This window comes from Pseudomonas sp. PA-1-3F (assembly GCF_021609665.1).
Taxonomy (GTDB): Bacteria; Pseudomonadota; Gammaproteobacteria; order Pseudomonadales; family Pseudomonadaceae; genus Aquipseudomonas; species Aquipseudomonas paracarnis.
The window spans coordinates 66,823-90,197 of record NZ_WJZD01000011.1 but is presented as its reverse complement, the minus strand read 5'-3'; the positions used below and the strand labels follow the sequence as shown (position 1 = coordinate 90,197).

Annotated in this window: 20 protein-coding genes; 5 read left to right on the top strand and 15 right to left on the bottom strand. The window is 59.9% G+C overall.

Annotation, left to right across the window (positions count from 1 at the left end; translation table 11 throughout):
• Nucleotides 1–97: 97 nt before the first annotated feature.
• A complete protein-coding gene (locus tag GIV26_RS09945; RefSeq protein ID WP_080757657.1) occupies nucleotides 98–703 on the top strand; it encodes a helix-turn-helix transcriptional regulator in 606 nt (201 codons plus the stop codon).
• Nucleotides 690–1,553, top strand: coding sequence for a queuosine precursor transporter (locus tag GIV26_RS09940; protein ID WP_014719862.1), 864 nt, complete (start codon nucleotides 690–692; stop codon nucleotides 1,551–1,553). The genes GIV26_RS09945 and GIV26_RS09940 overlap by 14 nt, the downstream gene beginning before the upstream one ends.
• 107 nt (nucleotides 1,554–1,660) lie before the next feature.
• Here GIV26_RS09940 and queC read toward each other — a convergent pair whose 3' ends face one another.
• The 8 genes from queC to hmpA all read right to left on the bottom strand — a co-directional run bounded on the left by queC (nucleotide 1,661) and on the right by hmpA (nucleotide 10,043).
• Nucleotides 1,661–2,359, bottom strand: coding sequence for a 7-cyano-7-deazaguanine synthase QueC (queC, locus tag GIV26_RS09930; RefSeq protein ID WP_044268318.1), 699 nt, complete (start codon nucleotides 2,357–2,359; stop codon nucleotides 1,661–1,663).
• A gap of 151 nt (nucleotides 2,360–2,510) precedes the next feature.
• Entirely contained in the window at nucleotides 2,511–3,398 is an 888-nt protein-coding gene (cyoE, locus tag GIV26_RS09925; protein WP_003194050.1) for a heme o synthase, read from the bottom strand.
• Nucleotides 3,399–3,409: 11 nt separating this feature from the next.
• Nucleotides 3,410–3,745, bottom strand: a complete 336-nt coding sequence (gene cyoD, locus GIV26_RS09920) for a cytochrome o ubiquinol oxidase subunit IV (RefSeq protein ID WP_003194051.1) — start codon at nucleotides 3,743–3,745, stop codon at nucleotides 3,410–3,412.
• The gene (locus tag GIV26_RS09915) at nucleotides 3,745–4,371 is read right to left on the bottom strand and encodes a cytochrome o ubiquinol oxidase subunit III (RefSeq protein WP_003194052.1); all 627 of its coding nucleotides are present in this window, start codon (nucleotides 4,369–4,371) and stop codon (nucleotides 3,745–3,747) included. Before GIV26_RS09915 ends, cyoD begins: the two co-directional genes overlap by 1 nt.
• 3 nt (nucleotides 4,372–4,374) lie before the next feature.
• On the bottom strand, nucleotides 4,375–6,393 hold the full coding sequence (gene cyoB / locus GIV26_RS09910) for a cytochrome o ubiquinol oxidase subunit I (protein ID WP_003194053.1): 2,019 nt from the start codon (nucleotides 6,391–6,393) through the stop codon (nucleotides 4,375–4,377).
• A gap of 3 nt (nucleotides 6,394–6,396) precedes the next feature.
• Nucleotides 6,397–7,338 (bottom strand): ubiquinol oxidase subunit II, encoded by a 942-nt coding sequence (gene cyoA / locus GIV26_RS09905; RefSeq protein ID WP_073521857.1) that lies wholly within the window; start codon nucleotides 7,336–7,338, stop codon nucleotides 6,397–6,399.
• A 794-nt stretch (nucleotides 7,339–8,132) separates the two neighbouring features.
• Nucleotides 8,133–8,639 (bottom strand): disulfide bond formation protein B, encoded by a 507-nt coding sequence (locus tag GIV26_RS09900; RefSeq protein WP_034128726.1) that lies wholly within the window; start codon nucleotides 8,637–8,639, stop codon nucleotides 8,133–8,135.
• A 222-nt stretch (nucleotides 8,640–8,861) separates the two neighbouring features.
• On the bottom strand, nucleotides 8,862–10,043 hold the full coding sequence (gene hmpA / locus GIV26_RS09895; protein WP_236280303.1) for an NO-inducible flavohemoprotein: 1,182 nt from the start codon (nucleotides 10,041–10,043) through the stop codon (nucleotides 8,862–8,864).
• A gap of 147 nt (nucleotides 10,044–10,190) precedes the next feature.
• Here hmpA and norR point away from each other — a divergent pair, with 147 nt between their 5' ends.
• Entirely contained in the window at nucleotides 10,191–11,738 is a 1,548-nt protein-coding gene (gene norR / locus GIV26_RS09890) for a nitric oxide reductase transcriptional regulator NorR (protein WP_236280301.1), read from the top strand.
• Between the two features lie 52 nt (nucleotides 11,739–11,790).
• On the opposite strand, the gene GIV26_RS09885 is transcribed toward norR, so the two are convergent.
• On the bottom strand, nucleotides 11,791–12,729 hold the full coding sequence (locus tag GIV26_RS09885) for a DMT family transporter (protein WP_236280299.1): 939 nt from the start codon (nucleotides 12,727–12,729) through the stop codon (nucleotides 11,791–11,793).
• A 136-nt stretch (nucleotides 12,730–12,865) separates the two neighbouring features.
• Between GIV26_RS09885 and GIV26_RS09880 the strand changes: the two genes are divergently transcribed.
• The gene (locus GIV26_RS09880) at nucleotides 12,866–13,741 is read left to right on the top strand and encodes a helix-turn-helix domain-containing protein (protein ID WP_057975162.1); all 876 of its coding nucleotides are present in this window, start codon (nucleotides 12,866–12,868) and stop codon (nucleotides 13,739–13,741) included.
• Here the strand turns inward: GIV26_RS09880 and GIV26_RS09875 are convergent.
• From GIV26_RS09875 to GIV26_RS09865, 3 genes are all read right to left on the bottom strand, one after another.
• Entirely contained in the window at nucleotides 13,738–16,233 is a 2,496-nt protein-coding gene (locus GIV26_RS09875) for a LuxR C-terminal-related transcriptional regulator (protein WP_054896967.1), read from the bottom strand. The genes GIV26_RS09880 and GIV26_RS09875 overlap by 4 nt on opposite strands.
• A gap of 697 nt (nucleotides 16,234–16,930) precedes the next feature.
• The gene (locus GIV26_RS09870; protein WP_054896968.1) at nucleotides 16,931–18,289 is read right to left on the bottom strand and encodes a DUF1329 domain-containing protein; all 1,359 of its coding nucleotides are present in this window, start codon (nucleotides 18,287–18,289) and stop codon (nucleotides 16,931–16,933) included.
• A 27-nt stretch (nucleotides 18,290–18,316) separates the two neighbouring features.
• On the bottom strand, nucleotides 18,317–20,107 hold the full coding sequence (locus GIV26_RS09865; RefSeq protein ID WP_014719872.1) for a DUF1302 domain-containing protein: 1,791 nt from the start codon (nucleotides 20,105–20,107) through the stop codon (nucleotides 18,317–18,319).
• 79 nt (nucleotides 20,108–20,186) lie between these two features.
• On the opposite strand from GIV26_RS09865, the gene GIV26_RS09860 reads away from it, so the two are divergent.
• Nucleotides 20,187–20,411, top strand: coding sequence for a hypothetical protein (locus GIV26_RS09860; RefSeq protein ID WP_143129381.1), 225 nt, complete (start codon nucleotides 20,187–20,189; stop codon nucleotides 20,409–20,411).
• Between the two features lie 176 nt (nucleotides 20,412–20,587).
• Here the strand turns inward: GIV26_RS09860 and GIV26_RS09855 are convergent, their stop codons facing one another.
• The 3 genes from GIV26_RS09855 to GIV26_RS09845 all read right to left on the bottom strand — a co-directional run bounded on the left by GIV26_RS09855 (nucleotide 20,588) and on the right by GIV26_RS09845 (nucleotide 23,302).
• Nucleotides 20,588–21,499: an SDR family oxidoreductase gene (locus tag GIV26_RS09855; protein ID WP_034128734.1), complete on the bottom strand. Its 912-nt coding sequence runs from the start codon at nucleotides 21,497–21,499 to the stop codon at nucleotides 20,588–20,590.
• A 118-nt stretch (nucleotides 21,500–21,617) separates the two neighbouring features.
• Nucleotides 21,618–22,520: an alpha/beta fold hydrolase gene (locus GIV26_RS09850; RefSeq protein WP_054921550.1), complete on the bottom strand. Its 903-nt coding sequence runs from the start codon at nucleotides 22,518–22,520 to the stop codon at nucleotides 21,618–21,620.
• Nucleotides 22,520–23,302, bottom strand: coding sequence for a class II aldolase/adducin family protein (locus GIV26_RS09845; protein ID WP_054896970.1), 783 nt, complete (start codon nucleotides 23,300–23,302; stop codon nucleotides 22,520–22,522). The genes GIV26_RS09850 and GIV26_RS09845 overlap by 1 nt, the downstream gene beginning before the upstream one ends.
• Nucleotides 23,303–23,375: the final 73 nt, after the last annotated feature.

The following is a 23,375-nucleotide window of genomic DNA, read 5'->3' as shown; positions in this document are numbered from 1 at the left end:
TTGTTGTAGCGGGCGCATGCAACACTTTCACTGCCGCGAACCGTCAAGAATGGGTTCTGCCGGCATGGACTGATGACTAAATGGAAGTGGTGAGCACTTGATACACAGACGGGAAAAAACCGAGCACTTGAAGAGCAACATCAAGTACTTGATCAAGAGTCGTGGCGAAACCCAGCTTTCGTTAAGCAGTGCCGCCGGCCTGACCAGGACCACCATCTATAACATCCTGGAAGGCAAGGTCGTTAACGTACAGCAGTCGACGATACGCAAGATCTCTGACTTCTTTGGCGTCTCCTACGAAGAAATCGAGACGATCAGTTTTGAAGCCAAGGAAGTCATCGAGAGCAATGTTTCCCCACTGGGTAACAAGAACCCGGCGGCAGTGCCTGTGCTCAAGGAAAGCCTGCTCATGCAAAGCCTGGGCAAGCGCATCGGTGAGCTGGCCACGCTTCATCCGCTGACCTACTACTTTGGCAGCGCCTGCAACCTGATCGGCGTGCGCCTGGAGCACGGGATTCCCGGCCTCAATGAACCGGGGGACTTGCTGATCGTGCAGAAAGGCTCGTCGAGCGACGATAAAGAAAAACTGGTGTACGACCGCGCCACCAAGAAGCTGTTCATCACCCTCGAACCCTGCGGGAACTCAGAGCGTTTGTGTGTCATCGGCGACATCCTTGAGGAGCGCTTCAATGACAACGTCTGAGGGCGCCGTGGAAAACAGCAAATACAAGTTGCTGGGCTTTGAAAACGACAAGCGCCTGGCGGTGATCATGGTGATCGCCACGGGCAAGGTCCTCAAGATCAAGCTGAGTGAAGTGCTCAGCAGTGAAATGATGGACAACTTCAACAAGATGGAAATCAAGAACCTGTACAAGAAGTTCTACTCCCAAGGCGGAACGCTGACCGCCTACGATATAAACGACCGCAATGAAAACTCCTGGATGATCTACATCATCCTGAACTTGCTGCTGTTCACCTTCTATATCTTCACCAGCATTGCCGCGACCAAACCGATTTACCTGGAGTCGTTGGGCATCATCGTCACGCCGGGCACGTTCCTGTACCCGCTGACCTTCTTGATCGTGGACTTGCTCAACGAGAATTTTGGCTTGCGCCTGGCCAGGCGAGCCATTCTGTTTGCGTTTGCCAGCAACGCGATGATCATCATCCTGCTGTATGGCTCCACGTTCCTGCCGGGGCTACCGGGCTGGAAGCTGGATGGGCCTTATACCGACGTGATCCTGCAAGTGTCGTCGGTGCTGGTGGCCTCTTCGGTCTCGTTCCTGGTGTCGGAGAATATAAATTCCTACTTGCTGTGCAAGATCAAGGAGCTGACCAACTCCAGGTATCTATACCTGCGGATATTCCTCAGTACGTTCTTTGCGGTGATTATCGACAGCTTCCTGTTCTGCTTTATCGCCTTCTACGGGGCGATGCAGACCAGCGACATCCTCAGCATGATCTATGTACAGATCGCGATCAAAGTCGGCTTTGCGTTCTTCAACATCCTGCCGGCCTACGGGGCACGTTCATTGTTCAAGCGCTATCAATAATCCTGTAGGAGCGAGCTTGCTCGCGAAGAACGTCAACGATCACGCAGCGCATCTGGTGGAACGCGGCGCTCTCAGGTTTTTCGCGAGCAAGCTCGCTCCTACAAGGGTTATTTGAGTTGCAACTTGTGCTTGAGGCTCTGCATGACAGGTGTCTTGTTCTGCAGGTAGTCATTCAAGCCCCGAGCGCGCAGGTTGCACGCGTCACACTCGCCACAGCCGGTACCGATGATGCCGTTGTAGCAAGTCAGCGTCTGCTCGCGCACCAGCTCCAGTTGCCCGTGGTAATCGGCCAGGGCCCAGGTCTCGGCCTTGTTCAGCCACATCAACGGCGTGTCCAGGCGCACGTCGTACTCCATGCCCAGCTTGAGAGCCTGGTTGAGTGCTTTGACAAACTCATCCCGGCAATCGGGGTAGCCTGAGAAGTCGGTTTCGCACACGCCGGTGATGACAGTCTCGGCCTTCACTTGGTAGGCGTAGATCGCAGCCAGGGTCAGGAACAGGATGTTGCGCCCCGGCACAAAGGTGCTCGGCAGGCTTTCGCCCGAGCTGTTCACGGTCGGCACCGGAATGTTGTCGCGCGTCAGGCTACTGATCGCCAGCTCATTGAGCAGGGACACATCCATCACTTTGTGCACAGTGGCACCCAACTGCTTGGCCAATTTCTGGGCCACTTCGATTTCTGCCACATGGCGCTGGCCGTAATCAAAGGTAATGCAGTGCACTTCGTCATACAGCGGCAGGGCCTGGATCAGACAGGTGGTCGAATCCTGCCCGCCACTGAAGACCATCACGGCTTTTTTACTCATTGCATTGCTTCCTGCATTTGTAGAATGGGGGGTAGGAGCGAGCTCGCTCGCGAAAAACGTCAACGATAACGCAGCGTATCCGGTTTAGCGCAGCGCTCAATAAAAAACCCCGCGCGACTTTCGAAGGCGGGGCTTTTTACTGCAAGACCACTCAGTGGGCGTAGGTCAGCAACAGCTCTTTCGGCACTTGGAAATCCAGGGACATCATCACGCTGAGCGCGGTGATGGTGAAAATCGAGAACACGAACAGCTTGCGCGCCCAGACGGTGTCATCCACCGCCTTGTAGCCGGTCCAGGCCATGTACAACCAGTACATGCCCATCGCGGCGGCGACGGCGAGGTAGCTCATGCCGGCGTAGCCACTGAAGGTCAACATCAAGGTCGCCACGAGGAAGGCCAGGATGTAGAGCAGGATGTGTTTCTTGGCCACCTGGATGCCACGCTTGACCGGCAATACCGGAATCGACGCAGCCAGGTAGTCATTGAAGCGGAAAATCGCGATGGCGTAGGAATGCGGCATCTGCCACAGGCTGAACATCACCAGCAGCGTCAGCGCGGCCATGTCGAAGCTATTGGTCACAGCTACATAACCAATCACCGGCGGCATCGCCCCCGACAGGCTGCCCACCAGCGTGCCGTGAACCGACTTGCGCTTGAGGTACAGGCTGTAGAGGCCGACGTAGATGACAAAACCGATCACGGCAAACAGCGCCGCCAACGGGTTGGCCACCTTGTACAACAGGGCCACACCGGCAACACCCAGGACGGTCGCATAGATCAGTGCCAGCTTCAGGGAGATGAGGCCCTGGACCAGCACGCGATTCTTGGTGCGCTCCATCTTGATGTCGATGTCACGGTCGATGCAGTTGTTGAATACGCAACCGGAAGCAACCACCAGGGACGTACCGATCATTGCAGCCAGGAAGATGGCCAGATCGACATGTCCCTTGGAGGCCAGGAAGAAACCGCCCGCCACAGAAAGCACGTTACCGAAAATGATCCCCGGTTTGGTGATTTGGATAAAGTGCTTAAGCGACATCGGGTCTTACCTCACTTCGCCATCATGTAGGTGTGGATGCTGAACATGATCCACAGCGACAGACCAACCAGCAGAACGATCACCAGGCCTGCGAACACAAACGCGATCACGTTCTCGCGCTGCTCTTTGGAGCGGTCCAGGTGCAGGAAGTACACCAGGTGAACCAGAACCTGAATCACCGCGAACGCCAGGACGATCATCAAGGTGATCGACTTCGGCAAGGTTGGGTACATCACCAGGCCGAACGGGATCAGGGTCAGGATGACCGACAGGATGAAGCCGATGGCGTAAGACTTTACGCTGCCGTGGCTTGAATCGTGGCTGTCATGGGAGTGTGCATTAGCCATTACAGAGTCCCCATCAAGTAAACGACGGTGAATACGCAGATCCAGACCACGTCCAGGAAGTGCCAGAACAGGCTCAGGCAGCTCAGGCGGGTCTTGTTGGTGTTGGTCAGGCCGTGCTTATTGACCTGATACATCATCACTGCCATCCACAGCAGGCCAGCGGATACGTGCAGACCGTGGGTGCCGACCAGCGTGAAGAACGCCGACAGGAAACCGGAACGGTGCGGGCCGTAGCCTTCGGAGATCAGCAGGTGGAACTCGTTGATCTCCATGCCGATGAAGCCCAGGCCGAACAGGAAGGTCAGGCCCAGCCAGCTCAGTACGCCCTTCTTGTTGCCCTTGTAGAAGGCCAACATGGCGAAGCCGTAGGTGATCGAACTGAACAACAGCAAGGCGGTTTCGCCGAGCACGTAAGGCAGTTCGAAGATGTCGTGGCCCGACGGGCCACCCGCTACGTTGTTTACCAGTACCGCGTACACCGCGAAGATCGACGCAAACAAGATGCAGTCGGTCATCAGGTAGAGCCAGAAACCGTAGACGGTTATCGGCCCCGAGTCGTGGTGGTGGTCATCGTGCCCATGGTCATCGACATGGGCGTGTCCAGCATTGGTCACTAAGTTCGACATGGTTTAAGCCTGTTCCAACGAGGTTTCTACACGGTTGGCCGGGATCTTCTTCTCGGCTACCAGGCGAGCGTGCTGCTCGGCTTCGATGCGTTCGATCGTTTCGACCGGCACCATGTAGCCTTGATCATCACGGGCAGCGTGAATGATGAAGTAACCGATAGTGCCCACCAGGCTCGCGATTGCCAGCCACCAGATGTGCCAGATCATCGCGAAACCGAACACGGTCAACAGCGCACCCATCACCACGCCAGTGGCGGTGTTGTTTGGCATGTGGATCGGCTCGTAGTGCTTGGGCTTCTGGTACGCAGTACCGTCTTCCTTGGCTTCGGTGAACGCATCAATGGTGTTCGCAGTAGGGATCACGGCGAAGTTGTAGAACGGTGGTGGCGACGAGGTCGACCATTCCAGGGTGTGGCCGTTCCATGGGTCGCCGGATTCGCACATGTTCTGCTTGCGATCACGCACGCTGACGTACAGCTGGATCAGCTGGCAGGCGATACCCACAGCGATCATCACCGCACCGAACATGGCAACGTACAGGTACGGTACCCACTCAGGGTTGGTGGTGGCGTTCAGACGACGGGTCATGCCCATGAAGCCCAGTGCATAGAGCGGCATGAACGCGACGAAGAAGCCCGAGATCCAGAACCAGAACGCAGCCTTGCCCCAGCCTTCGTGCAGCTTGAAGCCGAACGCTTTCGGGAAGTAGAAGCTGAAACCAGCGATGTAGCCGAATACAGCACCACCGATGATCACGTTGTGGAAGTGGGCGATCACGAACAGGCTGTTGTGCAGCACGAAGTCAGCACCCGGGATGGCCAGCAGTACGCCGGTCATGCCGCCGATGGCGAAGGTCACCATGAAGCCCAGGGTCCACAGGACCTGGCTGGTCATGCGCAGACGACCGTGGTAGATGGTGAACAGCCAGTTGAATAGCTTCACCCCCGTCGGGATGGAAATCAGCATCGTCGCCAGGCCGAAGAAGGCGTTGACGCTGGCCCCCGAACCCATGGTGAAGAAGTGGTGCAGCCAAACCATGAAGCCCAGTACGGAGATCGCGCCAGAGGCGTAGACCATCGAGTGGTGACCGAACAGGCGCTTGCCGGTAAAGGTCGAGATCACTTCGGAGAAGATACCGAACGCCGGCAGGATCAGGATGTACACCTCAGGGTGACCCCATGCCCAGAACAGGTTCACGTACATCATTGGATTGCCACCAAGTTCATTGGTGAAAATGTGGAAATCCAGGTAACGGTCAAGCGACAGCAGCGCCATGGTAGCGGCCAGGATCGGGAACGAAGCCACGATCAGCACGTTTGCCCAGGTGCAGGTCCAGGTGAAGATCGGCATGTCCATCAGTTTCATGCCAGGGGCGCGCATTTTCAGGACGGTGGCCAGGAAGTTGACCCCCGTCAATGTCGTCCCGAGCCCTGATAACTGTAGCGCCCAGATGTAGTAGTCCACACCCACGCCCGGACTGTATTGCAAGCCCGACAATGGCGGATACGCAACCCAACCGGTCTTGGCGAATTCGCCGACGCCCAGGGAAACGTTGATCAGCACCACGCCGGACACCAGCAGCCAGAAGCTCAGGGAGTTCAGGAACGGGTAGGCAACGTCACGCGCACCGATCTGCAGCGGCAAGGCAAGGTTCATCAAGCCGGTGAAGAATGGCATTGCCATGAAGATGATCATGATCACACCGTGGGCGGTGAAGATCTGGTCATAGTGTTCAGGTGGCAGGTAGCCAGGCGAACCCTCGGTGGCCATGGCCAACTGGGTGCGCATCATGATGGCGTCGGCAAAACCACGCAGCAGCATGACCATGGCAACGATGACGTACATGACGCCGATTTTCTTGTGGTCGACCGAGGTCAACCACTCGGTCCACAGGTAGGACCACTTCTTGAAATAGGTGATACCCGCAACCAGCGCCAAACCACCCAGCGCGATCATGGCGATAGTCACCATTACGATCGGCTCGTGGAATGGGACCGCGTCCCAACTTAATTTACCAAACATCGTTTACTCCTCTGCCCCAGCAGTTGAATGCGCGCCTGTATCAGAACCTTCAACCGCGGCCACTTCTTTCTTCTCGTGCTTGACCGGCTTGCCTGGCTTCATACCTTCGTACTTGTCGACGATTTTCTGAAACAGGTCCGGCTCGTACGCGGAGTACAAGGCGACAGGGTTGTTCTGGCTCGGTTTGGTCAGAGCGTCGTATTCAGCTTGATCAAGCTGTTTAGGTGCGGCCTTGACTGCAGCTACCCAGGCGTCGAAATCTTCCTGGCTTGTCGAGATCGCTTTGAATTTCATGCCGGTGAAGCCAGCGCCGCTGTAGTTGGCGGAGATGCCTTCCATTTCAGCTTTCTGGTTGGCGATCAGGTGCAGGCGGGTCTGCATGCCTGCCATCGCGTAGATCTGGCCACCCAGTGCAGGGATGAAGAACGAGTTCATCACGGCATCGGAGGTGATCCGGAAGTTAAGCGGGGTGTGCTCCGGGAAGCGGATCTCGTTGACAGTGGCGATACCCAGGTCCGGGTAGATGAACAGCCACTTCCAATCCAGCGCGACCACCTGGATGTTCACAGGCTTGACGTCGGACTCCAGCGGACGATACGGGTCCAGCGCGTGGGTCGACTTATAGGTGATGTAACCCAGGGCGATGATGATGAGGATCGGCACCAACCACACTGCGATCTCGATCTTGGTGGAGTGCGACCACTTCGGCGCATAGGTGGCGCTGGTGTTGGACGCGCGGTATTTCCAGGCGAAGGCGAAGGTCATCACGATCACAGGCACCACAACCAGCAGCATCAGCAGGGTAGCGGTGATGATCAGGTTTCGTTCATCCAGACCGACCTGTCCTTTTGGGTCGAGCAAGGTCCACTTGCAGCCTCCCAGCATTAACATCATGCCAAGCAGCGGCAAAAAGCCTAGTAATCGGGGGTACCTGTTTTTACTCATCTCACGACCTCTAAAGCAGCTTGCGCAATGCAGTTGGGTTTTGATCGCCAACACTTCACCCTGCCAAGGGTTGGCATTTCTCTTCGATTGAATAAGAGCCTGCCCGACACGTCATGACTGTACGTTTCACGGACCTGCAGTGAGTTCTTATTCGATTTCGTGGCTAAAGGCCTTGTTACAGACCAATTCCATTTGGTGCGGATAGTTGAAAGGCTGCCGGAACCTGGGGTCGCATTGAGCCTTCCATCTGCTCCTCGACCGCTCCAATGCTCAAATATTGAACAGCACCGGACATTCAGTGCGGGCGATTGTAGTTAGCTAGCGATGTATAAACCATGTCTTATAGAGAAATAATTTTTATCGATTCCAGCAACAATCCTTCACCAAAGTTGCAAAGATTCGCGATCTTATCGCGTTCGATTCTCAACAAAAACCACAAAAATTGCCGTGTTATTGGGCACAGTGCCACTTCCCTTACGACCTGTAAGGGCATGCCGAGGGTATCCAAGTGCCCATAAAACAAGGCATTCATAGATGCTTCAGGGATTGGGGCCGCACACGAATCGGGCCGCCGTGGGAACCACGAACTGACAGCACAATTTGTACGTGGGGTGCAAATCCAAGGGCCGATTTGGCGGGTCAGAAACGTCCTGCGACAACGTTCATGTGACAACATGTCGCATGCTGCGCGCACCTTCCGTTGCCCCTCGTCACGGTGCTTTCACAAATCCCTACAAAACAAAAACGCTCCGCCTTCATTCAGAAGCAACGGAGCGTTCGGCAGGCGCGGCGGTTCAGGCTTTGGGATGACGGTTGCGATAGATGCACAGGGGCACCAGGATCGCCGTCAGCACGAATGCAACCAGCGCCCATTGGGCCAGGGACAGGCCGAGGACCGGTGGGTAGGGGGTGCTGCAAAAGCCGTCGACCTGGAAGCCCAGGGGAAACACCTTGGCCAGGGGCAGGTCGTCAACGATCGGCTGCAACACATCGATGCCGCAGCTGACCTGGGGAAAGAACTGGGTGTACACATGGTGGCCGGCCGCAGCCACGCCACCCACGGCGCTGAGCACCACCAACCCTTCGAAGAAGGTCAGCGCGCCCTTGGTGCGCATGGCCGCGCCGATGAACGCGAAGAGCGCAATCAGCAGCAAGGCGTAGCGTTGCAGAATGCACAGCGGGCACGGTGCTTCGCCCAGCACCACTTGCATGTACAGCGCCCCGCCAATCAGCGCCAGGCAGATGATGCCCAGCAACACCAGAAAGCGCCGCTCCCTGCCTAAACGCATGTCGTCAATCATCCCCGTCTTTCCCTTTCTCTGATTATGGTTGTGCCTGATGGCAACAAGTTTACACACAGGCAGTGGTTAAAACAGAGGGGGGTTAACAGCGGATTAATCGTGGCAAATGTAGTGATTGTGCGGACGCCATCGCGGGCAAGCCCGGCTCCCACATTGGAATGCGATCCTCTGTGGGAGCCGGGCTTGCCCGCGATAATGCCGATAGGGTCAATTGGCCAAATTCTATTCCAGCGCCGCCGCCGGGCCAAAGAACTCATAGCGCGCCTGCTTCTCCGGCACACCCAGCGCCTTGAGATGCCGCTTGATCGCCGCCATGAAGCCCTTGGGGCCCAAGAAGTAGGCATCAATATCACGTTCCTCAGGCAACCAGGCCGCCAGTTGCTCCTGGTTGAGCATCCCGACCTTGTCTGCCGCCGGGCTGATGCCGTCATCCTCGGCGTAGCAGTAGAAACGCTTGAGCTGCGGATGCTTGGCCGCCAGGGTGTCCACCCAGTCACGGAACGCATGCACCCCGCCGTTACGGGCACAATGGATGAAATGCACCGGGCGCTCGGTTGCCAGGGCGGCTTCGAGCATTGGCAGCGTGGGCGTAATGCCTACCCCGCCGCTGATCAGCACCAGCGGTTTATCACTGGCGGCCAGGGTGAACTCGCCCGACGGCGGGAACAGGTCAATGGTCGCGCCGACATGCATCTGGTCGTGCAGGTAATTGGAGGCCCGCCCGCCCGCTTCGCGCTTGACGCTGATGCGGTACAGCCCGGTGTCGGTGAGGGCCGACAGGGAATAGTTGCGACGCACTTCCTCGCCATCGAGCACCAGTTTCAGGCCGATGTACTGGCCGGGCGCTGCGGCCAGGATCGGGCCGTTGTCCACCGGCGCGAAGTAGAAGGAGATGATCTCGTCGCTCTCCTCCACGCGCTTGACCAACAGGAACGCCCGCGCCCCCCGCCAGCCGCCGGGCGCCTGGGCTTTTTCGTCGTAGATGGCCGCTTCGGCGCCGATCAGAATGTCCGCCAACTGGCCGTAGGCCGCGCCCCAGGCGCTCATGACCTCGGGGGTGGCAATCTCGCTGCCCAGCACTTCGGAAATAGCCCGCAGCAGGCAGGCGCCAACAATGGGGTAATGCTCCGGCAGAATCTGCAACGCCACGTGTTTGTTGATGATCTTGGCCACCAGGTCGCCCAGTTGGTCCAACTGGTCGATATGCCGCGCGTACATCAGCACGCCATTGGCCAGGGCGCGAGGCTGGTCACCACTGGCCTGGTGGGCCTGGTTGAACAGTGGGCGGACTTCGGGATACTCGGACAGCATCATGCGATAGAAATGCGTAATCAGCGCTTCGCCGCCGCTTTCCAGCAGGGGCACGGTAGATTTGATGATTGCACGGTCTTGGGCACTAAGCATGGGAGACTCCTGGGTCTTCTTACTGATTGCCTTATAACAGTCAGTAATCATGCCAACTTATAAATCCTTTATTTTCAACAAGTTAAATATTTTGTAGTCAGTATGACCTCCTACACTTTATAGTCATAAGGACTACAAGGAGTCATTATGACTGCACAACCCCTGCTCACCACCTTGCTGCCGCTGGTCGCTGACCTGTCCCGGGACTTGCCCGAAGGCGAGCGCTACCGGCGCCTGCTGCAAGCCATGCGTGCACTGCTGCCCTGCGACGCCGCCGCGTTGTTACGCCTGGACGGCGAGTGGTTGGTGCCGCTGGCCGTGGACGGCTTGAGCGCCGATACCTTGGGGCGACGCTTCAAGGTCAGCGAACATCCGCGCTTCGAGATCCTGCTGAGCAGCCCCGGCCCTACCCGCTTCGACAGTGACAGCCAATTGCCCGACCCCTATGACGGCTTGGTCGCCGGTTTGCACGGCCAGTTGGAAGTCCACGACTGCATGGGCTGCCCGCTGTTTATCGACGACCAGCCCTGGGGGCTGCTGACCCTGGACGCCCTCGATACCGAGCGCTTTGAACGGGTCGAGCTGGACGCCCTGCAAGCCTTCGCCAGCCTCGCCGCGGCCACCGTCAACGTGGCTGAACGCATCGAGCGCCTGGCGCTGCGGGCCGAAGACGAGCACCAGCGCGCCGAGATCTATCGCCAGGCCAGTGGCCAGCAGCCCAAGGAAATGATCGGCCAGAGCAAAGCGCACAAGCGCCTGGTCGAGGAAATCAACCTGGTCGGCGGCAGTGACTTGACCGTGCTGATTACCGGCGAAACCGGGGTCGGCAAGGAGTTGGTGGCCCAGGCGATCCACGCCGCCTCCTCACGCGCCGACAAACCGCTGATCAGCCTTAACTGCGCCGCCCTGCCCGAGACCTTGGTAGAAAGCGAACTGTTCGGTCACGTGCGCGGCGCCTTTACCGGCGCGTTGAACGAGCGCCGGGGCAAGTTCGAACTGGCCAATGGCGGTACCTTGTTCCTGGATGAAGTGGGCGAGCTGTCATTGACGGTACAGGCCAAGTTGCTGCGCGTGCTGCAAAGCGGCCAGTTGCAGCGCCTCGGATCGGACAAGGAGCACCAGGTTGACGTGCGCCTGGTTGCTGCCACCAACCGCGACCTTGCCGAAGAGGTGCGCAATGGCCGCTACCGTGCCGACTTCTACCACCGTTTGAGCGTCTACCCACTGCAAGTGCCAGCGCTGCGCGAGCGCGGGCGTGATGTGCTGCTATTGGCGGGCTTCTTCCTCGAACAGAACCGCTCACGCATGGGCCTGGGCAGCCTGCGCCTGACCGGAGATGCCCAGGCGGCCCTAACGGCCTACAACTGGCCCGGCAATGTGCGCGAGCTGGAGCACTTGATCGGACGCAGCGCGTTGAAAGCCCTGGGCAACTGCCGTGAGCGCCCGAAGATTCTCAGCCTGAGCGCCCTGGACCTGGACTTGCCCGGCGTGACTGCGGCTGCGGCCGAAGAAGCACCGGCCCCTGCCCTCCCGGTGGTCAGCGGCGACCTGCGCCAGGCCACCGAGCATTACCAGCGCCAACTCATCAGCGCCTGCCTGGAACGCCATCAGCACAATTGGGCCAGCGCCGCCCGCGAACTGGGCCTGGACCGCGCCAACCTGGGGCGCATGGCCAAGCGGCTAGGCCTCAAGTGATCGGTGATCGTTCCCACGCTCCGCGTGGGAATGCCTCACCCGACGCTCCGCATCATGGCCTCGAGAGCGGACGCGGAGCGTCCCCAGCGGTATTCCCACGCAGAGCGTGGGAACAATCGAGCGCACGGGCCTTACGAAACACCAGCACATTCCCCAGCATCACCAGCACCAGCCCCATCAACGCCGGCGCCGTCCACTGGTAACCCTCGGCCACGGCCGACACATTCAGCGCCACCACCGGAAACAGCACCGTGCAATACGCCGCTTTCTCCGGCCCCATGCGGCCCACCAGGGTGAGGTACGCGGTAAAACCAATCACCGAGCCTGGGATTACCAGGTACCACAGCGCGCCGATATACCGCGCACTCCAGTCCATCTCGAAGGGAATACCACGTACTGCGCAATAGGTCGCCAGCATCGCCGCCCCATAGGCCATGCCCCAGGCGTTGGTGGTCAGCGGCTTGAGCCCGGCCTTCTGTTGCAGGCTCGATAACAGGTTGCCCGCCGAGAAGCACAGGGTGCCCAGCAGGGCCAAGCCCAGGCCCAACAAGGTTTGCGGGCTGGCGGTATGCCCAACCAGCTCCGGCCAGAATAAAAAGCCCAGCCCCAACAACCCAAGCGCCCCGCCCATCAGCACGTTACGCGCCACCCGCTGGCCGAAAAACACCCGGGCATTGAGCGCGTTCCACAAGGTCGCCGTGGAGAACACCACCGCCACCAGGCCACTGGGGATCCATTGGCTGGCGGTGAGAAAGCACATGAAGTTGACGCAGAACAGGCACAGCCCCTGCGCCAGGCAGATCATGTGCCCGCGCCGGTTCATCACCTGCAACTTGCGGCTGAGCAGCAACAGCACGAACAGCACCAGAGCGGCCAGGCCGAAGCGATAGACAATCGACACAGGAATCGCGACCACGCCCAACTGCCATTTGAGGGCGATCCAAGTGGTGCCCCAGATGAGCACCGTGAGTAGATACAGGAAAAGATTCATAGCCGGCTCCGTCGATTGAGCCACAGTGTGGCCTTCAACCCCTTGCAGGCTCTTGCACATTCTTGCGCTTTTGTCGGGCGATGGGCTCACAGCGCCAGCCGTGGAGCGTAGGATGCAGGGTGTCGGAGAACACACCATGCCAGAGCTGCAAACGCTGCACGTCTTCCAAGCCCTCAACCGCTCGCCCCACGCACGCCTGCAAGCCTGCGCCGAGCTCGGTGACGGGTTGGCTGCGGCTGTGTGGAGCAACCACCATGACGCCCAGGATTACCAGGCTCCCAGCCATCACACCTTGTCCTGCTACATCGGCGGTGGCACAGGCACCTTTCGGCGTGATCAGCCTGGCCTCAAGGGCGGCCCCGACAAACTGTGCATCCTGCCGGCCGAGCATCAGTCGGCCTGGGTAATCAATGGCGATATTCGCCTGGCCCACCTGTATTTCAGCCCGGAACAATTTGCCCTTGGCTGCGTCACCCTGCTGGACCGTGAGCCACGGGAGCTGCACTTGCGTGAGGGCACCTTCCTTGAAGACCCGTTCCAGGCCAGGCGTTTTCACCAGTTGGTCAGCCTCAACTGGCACGAGCCCGGCGAGCGCCTGCTGACCAGCAGCCTGGCCCACGAACTGCTCAGCCATACCTTGCTCAACCAGGTCGGCGCCCGCGAAGGCTTGCGCTTGAAAGGCGGGTTGGCCGCGCACCAACGGCGGCGGTTGGTGGAGTACATCGATCAACATATGGAAGACGCCATCAGCCTCGGCCAGTTGGCCGCCATGTGCGCGCTGTCCGAATACCATTTCGCCCGAATGTTCCGCCAAAGCTTCGGCGTGCCGCCCCATCAATACCTGCTGGCACGGCGTCTGGCGCGAGCGAAAAACCTGCTGCGCAGCAGCGTTTTGCCGATCAGTGAGCTGGCCTTGCTGTGCGGTTTTTCCAGCGCCAGTCATTTCAACCAGCGCTTTCGCCACGCCATGGGCGCCACGCCGGGCCAATACCGCCAAGCATTCTGCGCCTAGACCATCAAGCCCAACGTCTTCGCCTTGGCCACCGCCTGGGTGCGTCGCTCTACCCCGAGTTTGCTGTGGATACGCCGCGCATGCGTCTTGACGGTATGCAGGGAGATATACAGGCGATCAGCGATTTCCAGGTTGGAGTTGCCCAGGGCGATCAGTTGCAGCACCTCCAGCTCACGCTGGCTCAGCGGGTTCTGCGCCGCCCCGGCAGGCGCGGCCTGGGGCTCCAGGCCCAGCTCACTCAAAAGTCCCGGGGCGCGTAAACGCAACTCGCGGACCGCCTGCTGCACCTGGCAACGCTCTGCCAGCGCCAAGCCAGCTTGCAGCGACCGACGCGCCAACGCCGGGTCGCCAAGCTGCCAGGTCACTTCACCCAGCACCAGGTGCAATTCGGTTTCCAGGCAAAGCATGCCGCGTTGCCGTGAGGTGTCGAGCAAGGCATTGAGCCGTGCGATAGGTTGCTCGGCACAGCCCAGCTTGACCTCGGCCAGTACCAGCAAATATTCCAGGCGCGGGATCAGCTCCAAGGTGGCCGGCGGTGCCTGCTTGGCGCAAGGCCCGCGAAAGTGGCGCAACACCCGGCGCACGGCTTGCACCGTCAATTCGGCGCGGCCTTGCTGCAACCAGAAGTGCCCACTGACCAACAGCAGTACCGCACGGTACACCGTGTCGGGCACATGGCGCTGCTGCATCAGGCGTTCGGCGTCGCGTAATTGAATGAAGGCCTGCGCGTAGTCGCCACGATTGGCCGCCAATAGCGCCAGGCCCAGAAAGCCGTACAGAACGCGCTTGTCCTGGCTCTGCAGGCACATGCTCAAGCCGGCCTCGAAACATTCGGCGGCCAGGCCGTCCTGGCCCTGACGCAAGGCCAGATGCCCGCGGCGCAGAACAATACGCCCCACCAACGGCCCGGCGTTGAGCCGTTGCCCGGCCAACATCGCTTGCACCGTTTCCAACAGGCTTTGCGCCCGGTACGGCGCGCCACGCTGCTCCAGCAATTGGGCGTGGTCCAACTCCAGCAGGGCCTCCAATACCAGCGAACCGTGGACCCGGGCCAGGCACAGCGCTTCACGGTTCAAGCGTTGGGCGGCCTCCAACTCACCGCGCAGCAAGGCTTGCTGGGTCAGGCCCGAGAGGCACATCAGGCGCGATGTCCAGGCGCTGTCGGGCAACGCTTGCAGGGCTTCGAGAAAGTGCTCGCGGGAGCGTTCGGCGTCGCCGCTCAAATGCAGCAACCAGCCCCACTGCGCCTGCCAGCGCGCCAGCAGATAGCGCTGCGCGGCGGGCGTCGGTTGCGGGGCGAACCGGGCCAGTTGGTCGATGCACAAGGCCGCCTGTTCGAAGCGCCCGGCAAACAACAACGCGGCCGTGAGCAGCCCCACCAGTTGCGCCGACCCCAACATCAATTCATCGCCCTGCTGTTCATGCAGGCGCAACAGCAGCACGGCGTTCTGCTGGCGAAACAAATCCTCGAAACTGAAGTGCTGCAACAGGCTCACCGCCACTTCATATTCCTGCGCCAGCAACGCCTGCTCGAACGCGGCCTGCCAGTCACCCTCGGCGCTGAACCATTGGCACGCGCGTCGGTGCCAGGAGCGTTTGGCCGGCCAGGGTTCGTCGCGCAGCAGTCGCGCCAACGGTGGGAAAATGTGGAGCCAGTCGCTGGTGTCTTCCCAGGGCTGGATAAACGCACCCAGTGCCTGCAATTCGCGCAAATGCTCAGCGCCGTCACCACCACCGAACAAGTACTCACACAGGTTCAGGTTGAAACGCGGCAGATGGGCCAGCACGCGCCAAGCCTCAGCCAATGGCGCCGACAAGGTGTTGAACAGCTCATGCTGCAGGTAATCGAGCAGGGTCTTGTCGGGGTGGCCGTCGCCCAACAAGGCGATACGCACACCGGCGCACCAACCGGCGCTGAAATGCATCACGCTGTCGACGGTATGCCCCGGGGCGAGCAGTTGCTCGACTTCCTCAGCGCTGAAAAACAACTCGCTGCACTCCAGCAACTCATCGTCGAGCAACAGGCGTGGCCAATTGCACAACGGGCGCCGTCGCGCGCCCAGCCACCAGGTCAACTGCGGGCTGCCAGCGGCGAGCAAACGGTCCAGCAGCGCATCCAGCTCAGGCGCAGGTGAGCGACAGAAATCATCCAGAAACAACCACGTGGTGTGTGGCCAACGGCCCAAGTCGAGCAATAACGTGGCTTCATCCACAAACGGCAAGCCAAGCTGCTGCGCCAGCCGTGCGCAGAATTCCAAGGGGCTGAGCGCGGCACCGTTGAGTGGCATCCACACCACCTGACAGCCCTTCGGCGCCTGCAGCGCACACTCGGCGAGCAACGCGCTCTTGCCACTGCCTCCCGGTGCGCACAGCAACCTTACCCGCGCCTGCGCCGTCAGCAGAGGCACAGTCAGCCGCGCACGCAACGCATGGTGGGCGGACAGCCGTGGCATAAATCCAGGACGGTCCAGGCAGCGGGTCATGGCGGTCATTGCTGCATCCTGCTGTTTTTATTGTTGCGTCACCCTAGACCTGTGGTTGGCGGTTGTTGAAGAAGTATTCAGCGGGTTGATTGAAGACCATAAAAACCAAGGTATACGCCCTTCAGTGTGGGAGCTGGCTTGCCTGCGATGACCATAGGTATCTACATAACTCTGTAAGCTCAACGGTAACCACGATGCGAAGCGAGCCGCTCTTGATCTGCTTTTGATCTTAGGCGCCCCGTTAAACCACGCTGGCCGGAATTCGACAGTGATTTGGGGGGGTAAACCGGCAGGGATGCCGGTTTAGCCGCCCCGCGCCATGGATGGCGCGTGGCGGCGGCCCCCCAAATCACTGGCGGATTACGGGCACACCGAGCCTAAGCGAGGTGCCGAGTGGTGGGGCAAGAGCGTTTTGCTTACTTTTGCGCTTTTCAAAAGTGAGCCGCTGTAAAAGCGGAACCCTAAGTGGCCGTTACCGCAGGAATGGATATGTACTCGGTATAGCTGTGTCGGCTGGAAGGCCGTCATCGCAGGCAAGCCAGCTCCCACATTTGGATCCTGGGGTGTCAGGTAGAGATGCGTCTGCTGTCAGGCCGTCACGGGAGCAAGCTCCCTCGCCACAGGTCCAGCGTCGCCCCAAAGTTGTGTAGATACCTATGGCCATCGCAGGCAAGCCACACATTTTCAACCTCACTTAGGTGTGGAATCAGCGAACGCCCTCCGATCTCAGTGCAGCCGGGGTGTAGTCCGCCGCCTTGGCCGCGAAGCCGAACACGAAGCTGCTCTTCTCCTCGTTCTTCATGCCCAGCGCGATGTAGCGCCCTGCAATCAGGTCGTACAGGGTTTCCACGGTGTAGGCCGGCACCTGGTGGTCGTAATAGAACTGCGCATGGCCTTCGGCAACGCGCCACAGTTGGCCGCGGCCGTCGTAGTGGTCCACCAGGGCGACTTGCCAGCTGTCTTCGTCGATGAACATATGGCGTTTGGCATAGATGTGCCGCTCGCTGGGCTTGACGGTGCCGACCACTTCCCACACGCGGTGCAACTCGTAACGGGTCAGGTCCTGGTTGATATGGCCGGCCTTGATGATGTCGTCGTACTTGAGGCTCGGCGAATCGAGCTTGTAGCTGTTGTAAGGGATGTACATCTCCTTCTTGCCCACCAGTTTCCAGTCATAACGGTCGGGTGCGCCGGAGAACATGTCGAAGTTGTCGGTAGTGCGCAGGCCGTCGGAGGCGGTACCCGGGCCGTCGTAAGACACCTGCGGTGCACGCCGCACACGGCGCTGGCCGGCGTTGTAGATCCAGGCCAGGCGCGGTTCCTTCACCTGGTCGAGGGTTTCATGCACCAGCAGCACGTTGCCCGCCAGCCGCGCCGGCGCGGTGACCGACTGCTTGAAATAGCTGAGCACGTTGGCGGCCTTGGCCGGGTCGATATCCGGGATAGCTTGCGGCACCGCTACTTCTTCTTCGAAACGGATCGGCGTGTAGCTGCCATTGGTCTGGGGCGTGGCCTGGGTGATGATGCGCCGCAGGTTGCCGCCGTGGTAACGGGTGATGTGATTCCACAGCACCTCGACGCCATTCTTGGGGATAGGGAACGCGTAGTAACGGTTGCCGGTGAAGTTCTCCAGGCCGTTGCCATCGTTGATCGCCTTCACATTCAGGGCGCTTCGCTTGATCGACTCGTAAATGTCCGCCGGCAAGTTGACCGTGCGGTGGCTGGGGTACACCGGGATCTTGTAGGTCTCGGGGTAGCGCTTGAACATCGCCACCTGGCCGTCGGAGAGTTTGTCCTTGTACTTGTCCACCGTGGCGGCGGTGATCACGAACAGCGGTTTTTCGTTAGCGAAGGGGTCGGAGAGGAAGCCCTTGCTGTCCACCGTGCCGGCGTTTTTGGGGATGCCACCGGTCCAGGCGGGGATCGAGCCATCGGCATTGCCGGCTTTTTCGGCGCCGACCGGGGTCAGGGAAGTGCCGAGCTTGGCTGCTTCTTCGGGCGATACCGCCGCCATTACGTTGGCGGCCAATACGCTCAGGGCCAACACTGCAATCATCTTACGCATAGGGTCTTGTCCTTCTTTTAAGCCAGATCAGAAGTTCACGCCGAAGCTGAGGGCGAGGAAGTCGCGGTCGGTCAGGGTGTTGTAGTCACCGCCAAAAAAGTCGGTGTAGCTCAGGCTTGCGGTGTAGGTGCTGCGATAGTCCGCATCCACGCCGACGCTGATGGCCTTGGCGCCTTTGTTGAACAGGCCGTTGGGGCCGTAGCCCGCGACGTCATGGGACCAGGACAGGTTGGGCTTGAGGTTCACACCGGCAATGGCGTTGTTGTAGTCAAGGATCGCCCGCGCCCGGTAGCCCCAGGAGGTGGAGGTGACAAAACCGTCGGTGTCACCTTGAAAACCGTAGGCGCCGTACACCGAGTCTCGGCCGTAACGCAGTTTGGTTTTGTCTTCCAGGCCGGCGACGTGCACCACCGCCGCTTCGCCCACCAGGGTCAGGCGCTCGGCGCCCAGTACCTGGTCGAAGAACTGGGTCATGGTGCTCTGGATCTGGGTGATTTCCTTGCGGCGATAGCCTTTGTTGTCATCGCCGAAATTGCTGCGGATGGGTGAGGCGAGTTGGCCCGCAATGGGGTTGACCAGGGCCAGGGTCAGGTCGGTGGTGTTGAGCTGCACCGGCGCATTGGGCCGATAGCTGATTTCGCCGGTCCACGCCGTGCCCGTGGGCAAGGTGGTGGAGAAACTGGCGCCGAACAGGCGGATGTCTTCCGGGTAATCCAGGTAGTACTGGCCGCGGCCGAGCATGGTGCTTTGCGCCAAACCGCCCCCGGAACCGGGCGCCAGGGCGTTGGCGGTGTTGATGATGCGCCCGATGGTGGCCAGGTTGGTATTGGCGGTCAGGGTGCCGACGGTCGGTGTGCGACTGTGGTAGTTCATGAAGTACAGGCCGTATTCAGTGTCATCACCCAGCCAACGCAGGGCCGCGCCGAACTGGCCGGAGTCACGCGCATCGCGGTCACCGGCACGCCGCACGATCACGCCTTCATTGGTCACGCCAAACCCTTGGCCAAAGGCAGCCGCCACCGGTTGTAGCGGTCGGATCGCCGGGCTGCCCACGGTGTAGTTATTGGTGCAGCCATCCGCCGCCACGTCCCCGCCGAAGAAGGTGCCGCAGTTGTCGAGCACCGTCTGGTCCCATTCCAGTTGATAGAAACCTTCCACGGTCAGTTGATTGGTCAGGCTCTGGGAGGCAAACAGCATGTTCACCGGGATCAAGCCTTCCTTGATCTCGGCACCGGGCCTGCGGAACGCCGACACGTCGATCGGGTTGATGCTGTTGATGGAGTTACCGATGAAGGTACTTTCGCCCCAACTGACCACCTGCTTGCCGGCGCGCACGGTGCCGGGCAGGTCGCCCAGGGAGTAGTTGTGGTAGACGAAGGCATCGAGGATCTGCGCACCGCTGGACTTGGCGCCTTCCTTGCGGTTGTGGTCGCTGATGGGCTTGAACTCGCGGTCTTCGTCCTTGAGCTCGAAGTCGTACCAATACTTGCCACGCACGAATACCCCGGTGTCGCCGTACTTCAACTCAAGGTCGTGCAGCCCCTTGAAGATCTTGGAGAAGGTCTCGCCCTTCTTGAAGTTGAGGCGCCCGTCATCTCCAGTGGACGCCTGGCCCGTCCCGCCATTGACCGTGCCGACCAGGCTTTTGTCGGCATCGCGCATGCCCCAACTGGCGCCGACCGACAGCGAGGAGTCGAATTGCCCTTCGATCTCGCCGATGTTGAACGAAACAGCCTGCGCCTGGGCACAGCAGCCCAGCGCAACCGCAGTGGCCAGCGCCTGTGGCGTGAAGATGGCGCGCATTATTGTTTTTGTCATGCGTCTTCCCCGGTGAGTGACAGAAGGCTCCACCCTACTGCCGCCCTTGAGGGGCGATAAGCGCACCAAGGAGGTATTCGTGTTGTCGCTCGAAAGGATGACGGGGTTCTCTGGCCGGGCGCTGGACCGGGCCATGCATGCGATGGATGAAGGCTTATCAGAGGCATCGATGGTGCCGGGCAATTATTGTCGATTTGGTAACAGTCCTTGTCCCGAACTGCTATTACTCATTCTGTTACAACCGATTATTCTTGCCTGGCTTTCAGGGCAAACGGCCCGCTCCCGCATTGGGGAGAAAAGCTGATTTATAACGGATTGATCCTGTAATCAGTCTGTTCCCGGTGTTCACTGACGTTGATTTGTCGCTCCTTGATCCAACGTCTTACTTCGGCCGCTGCCTATGCAGCGGCCTTTTTTATGCCTGCAATAAAACGGGGCGTCATCGACGCCCCGTGGGATTCATTGATTTACCGGCAATGATCAGAGGCTGAACTTCTGCAAGTTGGCCATCATTTCCTTCAGCGCCTCAATATTGTCCTTGGGGTGCGCAGCCCCTTCGAAATCGCAGATCTGCTGCCAGTGCGCGGCCACATCCTCCGGCGAAAAACCCGCCTCGGGATCAAAACCCACACCCAGGCTGCGCTCCCAACGTGTCTTGCCGATCCAGCCGCCACCCACTTCAAACAAGCCTGCGGTTTCCTCACAGGCGTCACTGCCCAGGTACACCACCAGTGGGCTGACCAGTTCCGGCTTGAGGCGCTCGAACACCTGCGGCGGGATCAGCCCTTCGGTCATGCGTGTGCCACCGGTGGGGGCAATCGCGTTGACCAGGATGTTGTTCTTACGCCCTTCCAGCGCCAGGGTACGCGTCAAGCCATACAGGCCCAACTTGGCCATGCCGTAGTTGGACTGGCCGAAGTTGCCGTAGATACCGGACGTCGACGCCGTGAAGATCACCCGGCCATAACCCTGCTCGCGCAAATGCGGCCAGGCGGCGCGGGTGACTTTGTAGGCGCCTTCGACGTGCACCCGGTAAACCAGGTCCCAGTCGCTGTCATCCATTTTATGGAAGGTCTTGTCGCGCAGGATGCCGGCGTTGTTGACCACCACGTCGACCCGGCCGAAGACATCCAGTGCGTTCTGTACGATCTTGTCGCCGTCGGTGACGGAGTCATGGTTGGCTTCCGCAATGCCGCCCGCCGCGCGGATCTGCGCCACCACCCGGTCGGCCGCCGAGGCGTTGGCGCCCTCGCCTTGGGTTGACCCCCCCAGGTCGTTGACCAGCACTTTGGCCCCGTGCCTGGCGAACAGCAGCGCATGGGCCTGGCCCAAGCCACCACCGGCGCCGGTGACGATCACCACCTTATCCTGGAACTGCACTGACTCACTCATACCGAACTCCGCTGGCGACAATGGGAATAGGCAGAGTGTCACGCAAGCAGCCTTTGGTCACAATAAAGACGGCCAGGGCTGAATGGTGCTTGATAAGGCAGCGGGATGATGCGCAGGCTCAGGAATAGGCCGCGCGCGGTGAAGGCTGGCTGATGCGCTCACGAAACGCCTGGTAATGCTTGAGCACTTGGACCGGCGCCTCGATCTGCGGGTAATGGCCGATATTGGCCAGTCTTATCGTGTCGGGCTGGGGCACCAGTTGGCGATAGCGCTCGACCATATGAGCCCCGGAAATCGGGTCCACCTCGCCGTCGATCACCCGTAAAGGTACTTCGCCTCGCTGCATGGCCGTGAGCCAGCGCTCGCGCAGACGACGGCGCTGGGGGATGTAGGCGATCAGTTTGTGCAGGATACGCGGGCCGTCGTTGCAACTGATCAAACTCCAGAAATCATCCAGCACGCTTTCACTGGGCCGCGTCTGGGGGCCGAAGATCTGGTTGAAACTGCTGGCCAAGGCATTGCGCCCAAAGGCCCGACCGATCATCCAGCCCAACGGGCTGAGCAGCAGCTTTTGCACCAGCGCCGGCCGATGGGTTTCCGGAAACAGCCCGCCGTTGAGAAATACACAACTCGCCATCTGGAACCGGCCCTCGTAATGCCGAGCCAATAATTCCTGGGCGACACTGTCGCCGTAGTCATGAGCCAACACATGCACCGGCTGCTCTACGCGCAGGTGCTCAAGCAACGCCTGTTGCAAATCGGCCTGTTCCAACAGGCAATAGTCGTGGTCCAAGGGTTTGGCCGAGTCGCCAAAGCCGAGCATGTCGCAGGCAATCACCAGGTTGCGCTGGGCCAGGGGTTGCCACAGGTAGTGCCAGTCCCAACTGGCCGTGGGGAAACCATGAATCAGCAGCAACGGCTCGCCCTGCCCGGCCACCCAATACCGCACGGTGTGGCCACGAAAGACGAAGTCCTGGCCGCGCTTGCGCCAGGCTCTGAGCGGTATCTCGGCGAGTGGCATCAGCTTTTATACCCGGGGTCCTGATTATCCAATTTGCGCAGCAGTGCCGGCCAGGCCAGAGCACCGCCCATACCTTGGGCGCTTTTTGTGACAGCTGCCACCATCGCCTTGGCACCGGCGAGAATCTGCGGCTCGATGGCGATCAACTCAGTGCCGCCGCTTTGGGCCAGTACCTGAATCTCGCAGGCGCGCTGGAAGGTAAACATCATCAGGAAGGTGTCGGCGATGGTGCCGGCGCAGGTCAGCAGGCCGTGGTTGTGCAGCATCAGGAAATTGTTCGGACCCAGATCCGCTTGCAACCGGGCCTTTTCCTCATGATTGAGCGCCACGCCTTCATAGGCGTGATAGCCCAGGCTGGAGAGCACAAACAGCGATTGCTGGCTGATGGGCAATACACCCTGCTTTTGCGCACACACCGCCACGCCGGCAGCGGTGTGGGTGTGCAGCACGCAGGTCACGTCGTGGCGCACTTCGTGGATGGCGCTGTGGATGGTGTAGCCCGCAGGGTTGATCTCGTAGGGGCTGTCCATTTGCTTATTGCCGGCCTGGTCAACCTTGACCAGGCTCGACGCGGTGATCTCATGGAACATCAGCCCATAGGGGTTGATCAGGAAATCTTCAGTGCCCGGCACCTTGGCCGAAATATGCGTGAAGATCAGGTCATCCCAGCCGTGCATGGCCACCAGGCGATAGCAGGCCGCGAGGTCCACGCGGGTTTGCCATTCGGCGGCGCTGACCTGGGCTTTGACGTTTTGTGGCGATGGTGCAGGGGCTAGGCTCATGGCAATGACCTCCTTGGCGCACTTCTTATGGTGTCTAAAGTGAGAGCCAGTCTAGTCAGACGCCGAGGCGCAA

Bases quoted from the DNA above. Each gene is read 5' to 3' on its own strand.
- GIV26_RS09940 (WP_014719862.1), top strand. From the start codon at position 690: ATGACAACGTCTGAGGGCGCCGTGGAAAACAGCAAATACAAGTTGCTG.
- queC (WP_044268318.1), bottom strand. From the start codon at position 2,359: ATGAGTAAAAAAGCCGTGATGGTCTTCAGTGGCGGGCAGGATTCGACC.
- cyoE (WP_003194050.1), bottom strand. From the start codon at position 3,398: ATGTCGCTTAAGCACTTTATCCAAATCACCAAACCGGGGATCATTTTC.
- cyoD (WP_003194051.1), bottom strand. From the start codon at position 3,745: ATGGCTAATGCACACTCCCATGACAGCCACGATTCAAGCCACGGCAGC.
- GIV26_RS09915 (WP_003194052.1), bottom strand. From the start codon at position 4,371: ATGTCGAACTTAGTGACCAATGCTGGACACGCCCATGTCGATGACCAT.
- cyoB (WP_003194053.1), bottom strand. From the start codon at position 6,393: ATGTTTGGTAAATTAAGTTGGGACGCGGTCCCATTCCACGAGCCGATC.
- cyoA (WP_073521857.1), bottom strand. From the start codon at position 7,338: ATGAGTAAAAACAGGTACCCCCGATTACTAGGCTTTTTGCCGCTGCTT.
- GIV26_RS09900 (WP_034128726.1), bottom strand. From the start codon at position 8,639: ATGATTGACGACATGCGTTTAGGCAGGGAGCGGCGCTTTCTGGTGTTG.
- hmpA (WP_236280303.1), bottom strand. From the start codon at position 10,043: ATGCTTAGTGCCCAAGACCGTGCAATCATCAAATCTACCGTGCCCCTG.
- norR (WP_236280301.1), top strand. From the start codon at position 10,191: ATGACTGCACAACCCCTGCTCACCACCTTGCTGCCGCTGGTCGCTGAC.
- GIV26_RS09885 (WP_236280299.1), bottom strand. From the start codon at position 12,729: ATGAATCTTTTCCTGTATCTACTCACGGTGCTCATCTGGGGCACCACT.
- GIV26_RS09880 (WP_057975162.1), top strand. From the start codon at position 12,866: ATGCCAGAGCTGCAAACGCTGCACGTCTTCCAAGCCCTCAACCGCTCG.
- GIV26_RS09875 (WP_054896967.1), bottom strand. From the start codon at position 16,233: ATGACCGCCATGACCCGCTGCCTGGACCGTCCTGGATTTATGCCACGG.
- GIV26_RS09870 (WP_054896968.1), bottom strand. From the start codon at position 18,289: ATGCGTAAGATGATTGCAGTGTTGGCCCTGAGCGTATTGGCCGCCAAC.
- GIV26_RS09865 (WP_014719872.1), bottom strand. From the start codon at position 20,107: ATGACAAAAACAATAATGCGCGCCATCTTCACGCCACAGGCGCTGGCC.
- GIV26_RS09855 (WP_034128734.1), bottom strand. From the start codon at position 21,499: ATGAGTGAGTCAGTGCAGTTCCAGGATAAGGTGGTGATCGTCACCGGC.
- GIV26_RS09850 (WP_054921550.1), bottom strand. From the start codon at position 22,520: ATGCCACTCGCCGAGATACCGCTCAGAGCCTGGCGCAAGCGCGGCCAG.
- GIV26_RS09845 (WP_054896970.1), bottom strand. From the start codon at position 23,302: ATGAGCCTAGCCCCTGCACCATCGCCACAAAACGTCAAAGCCCAGGTC.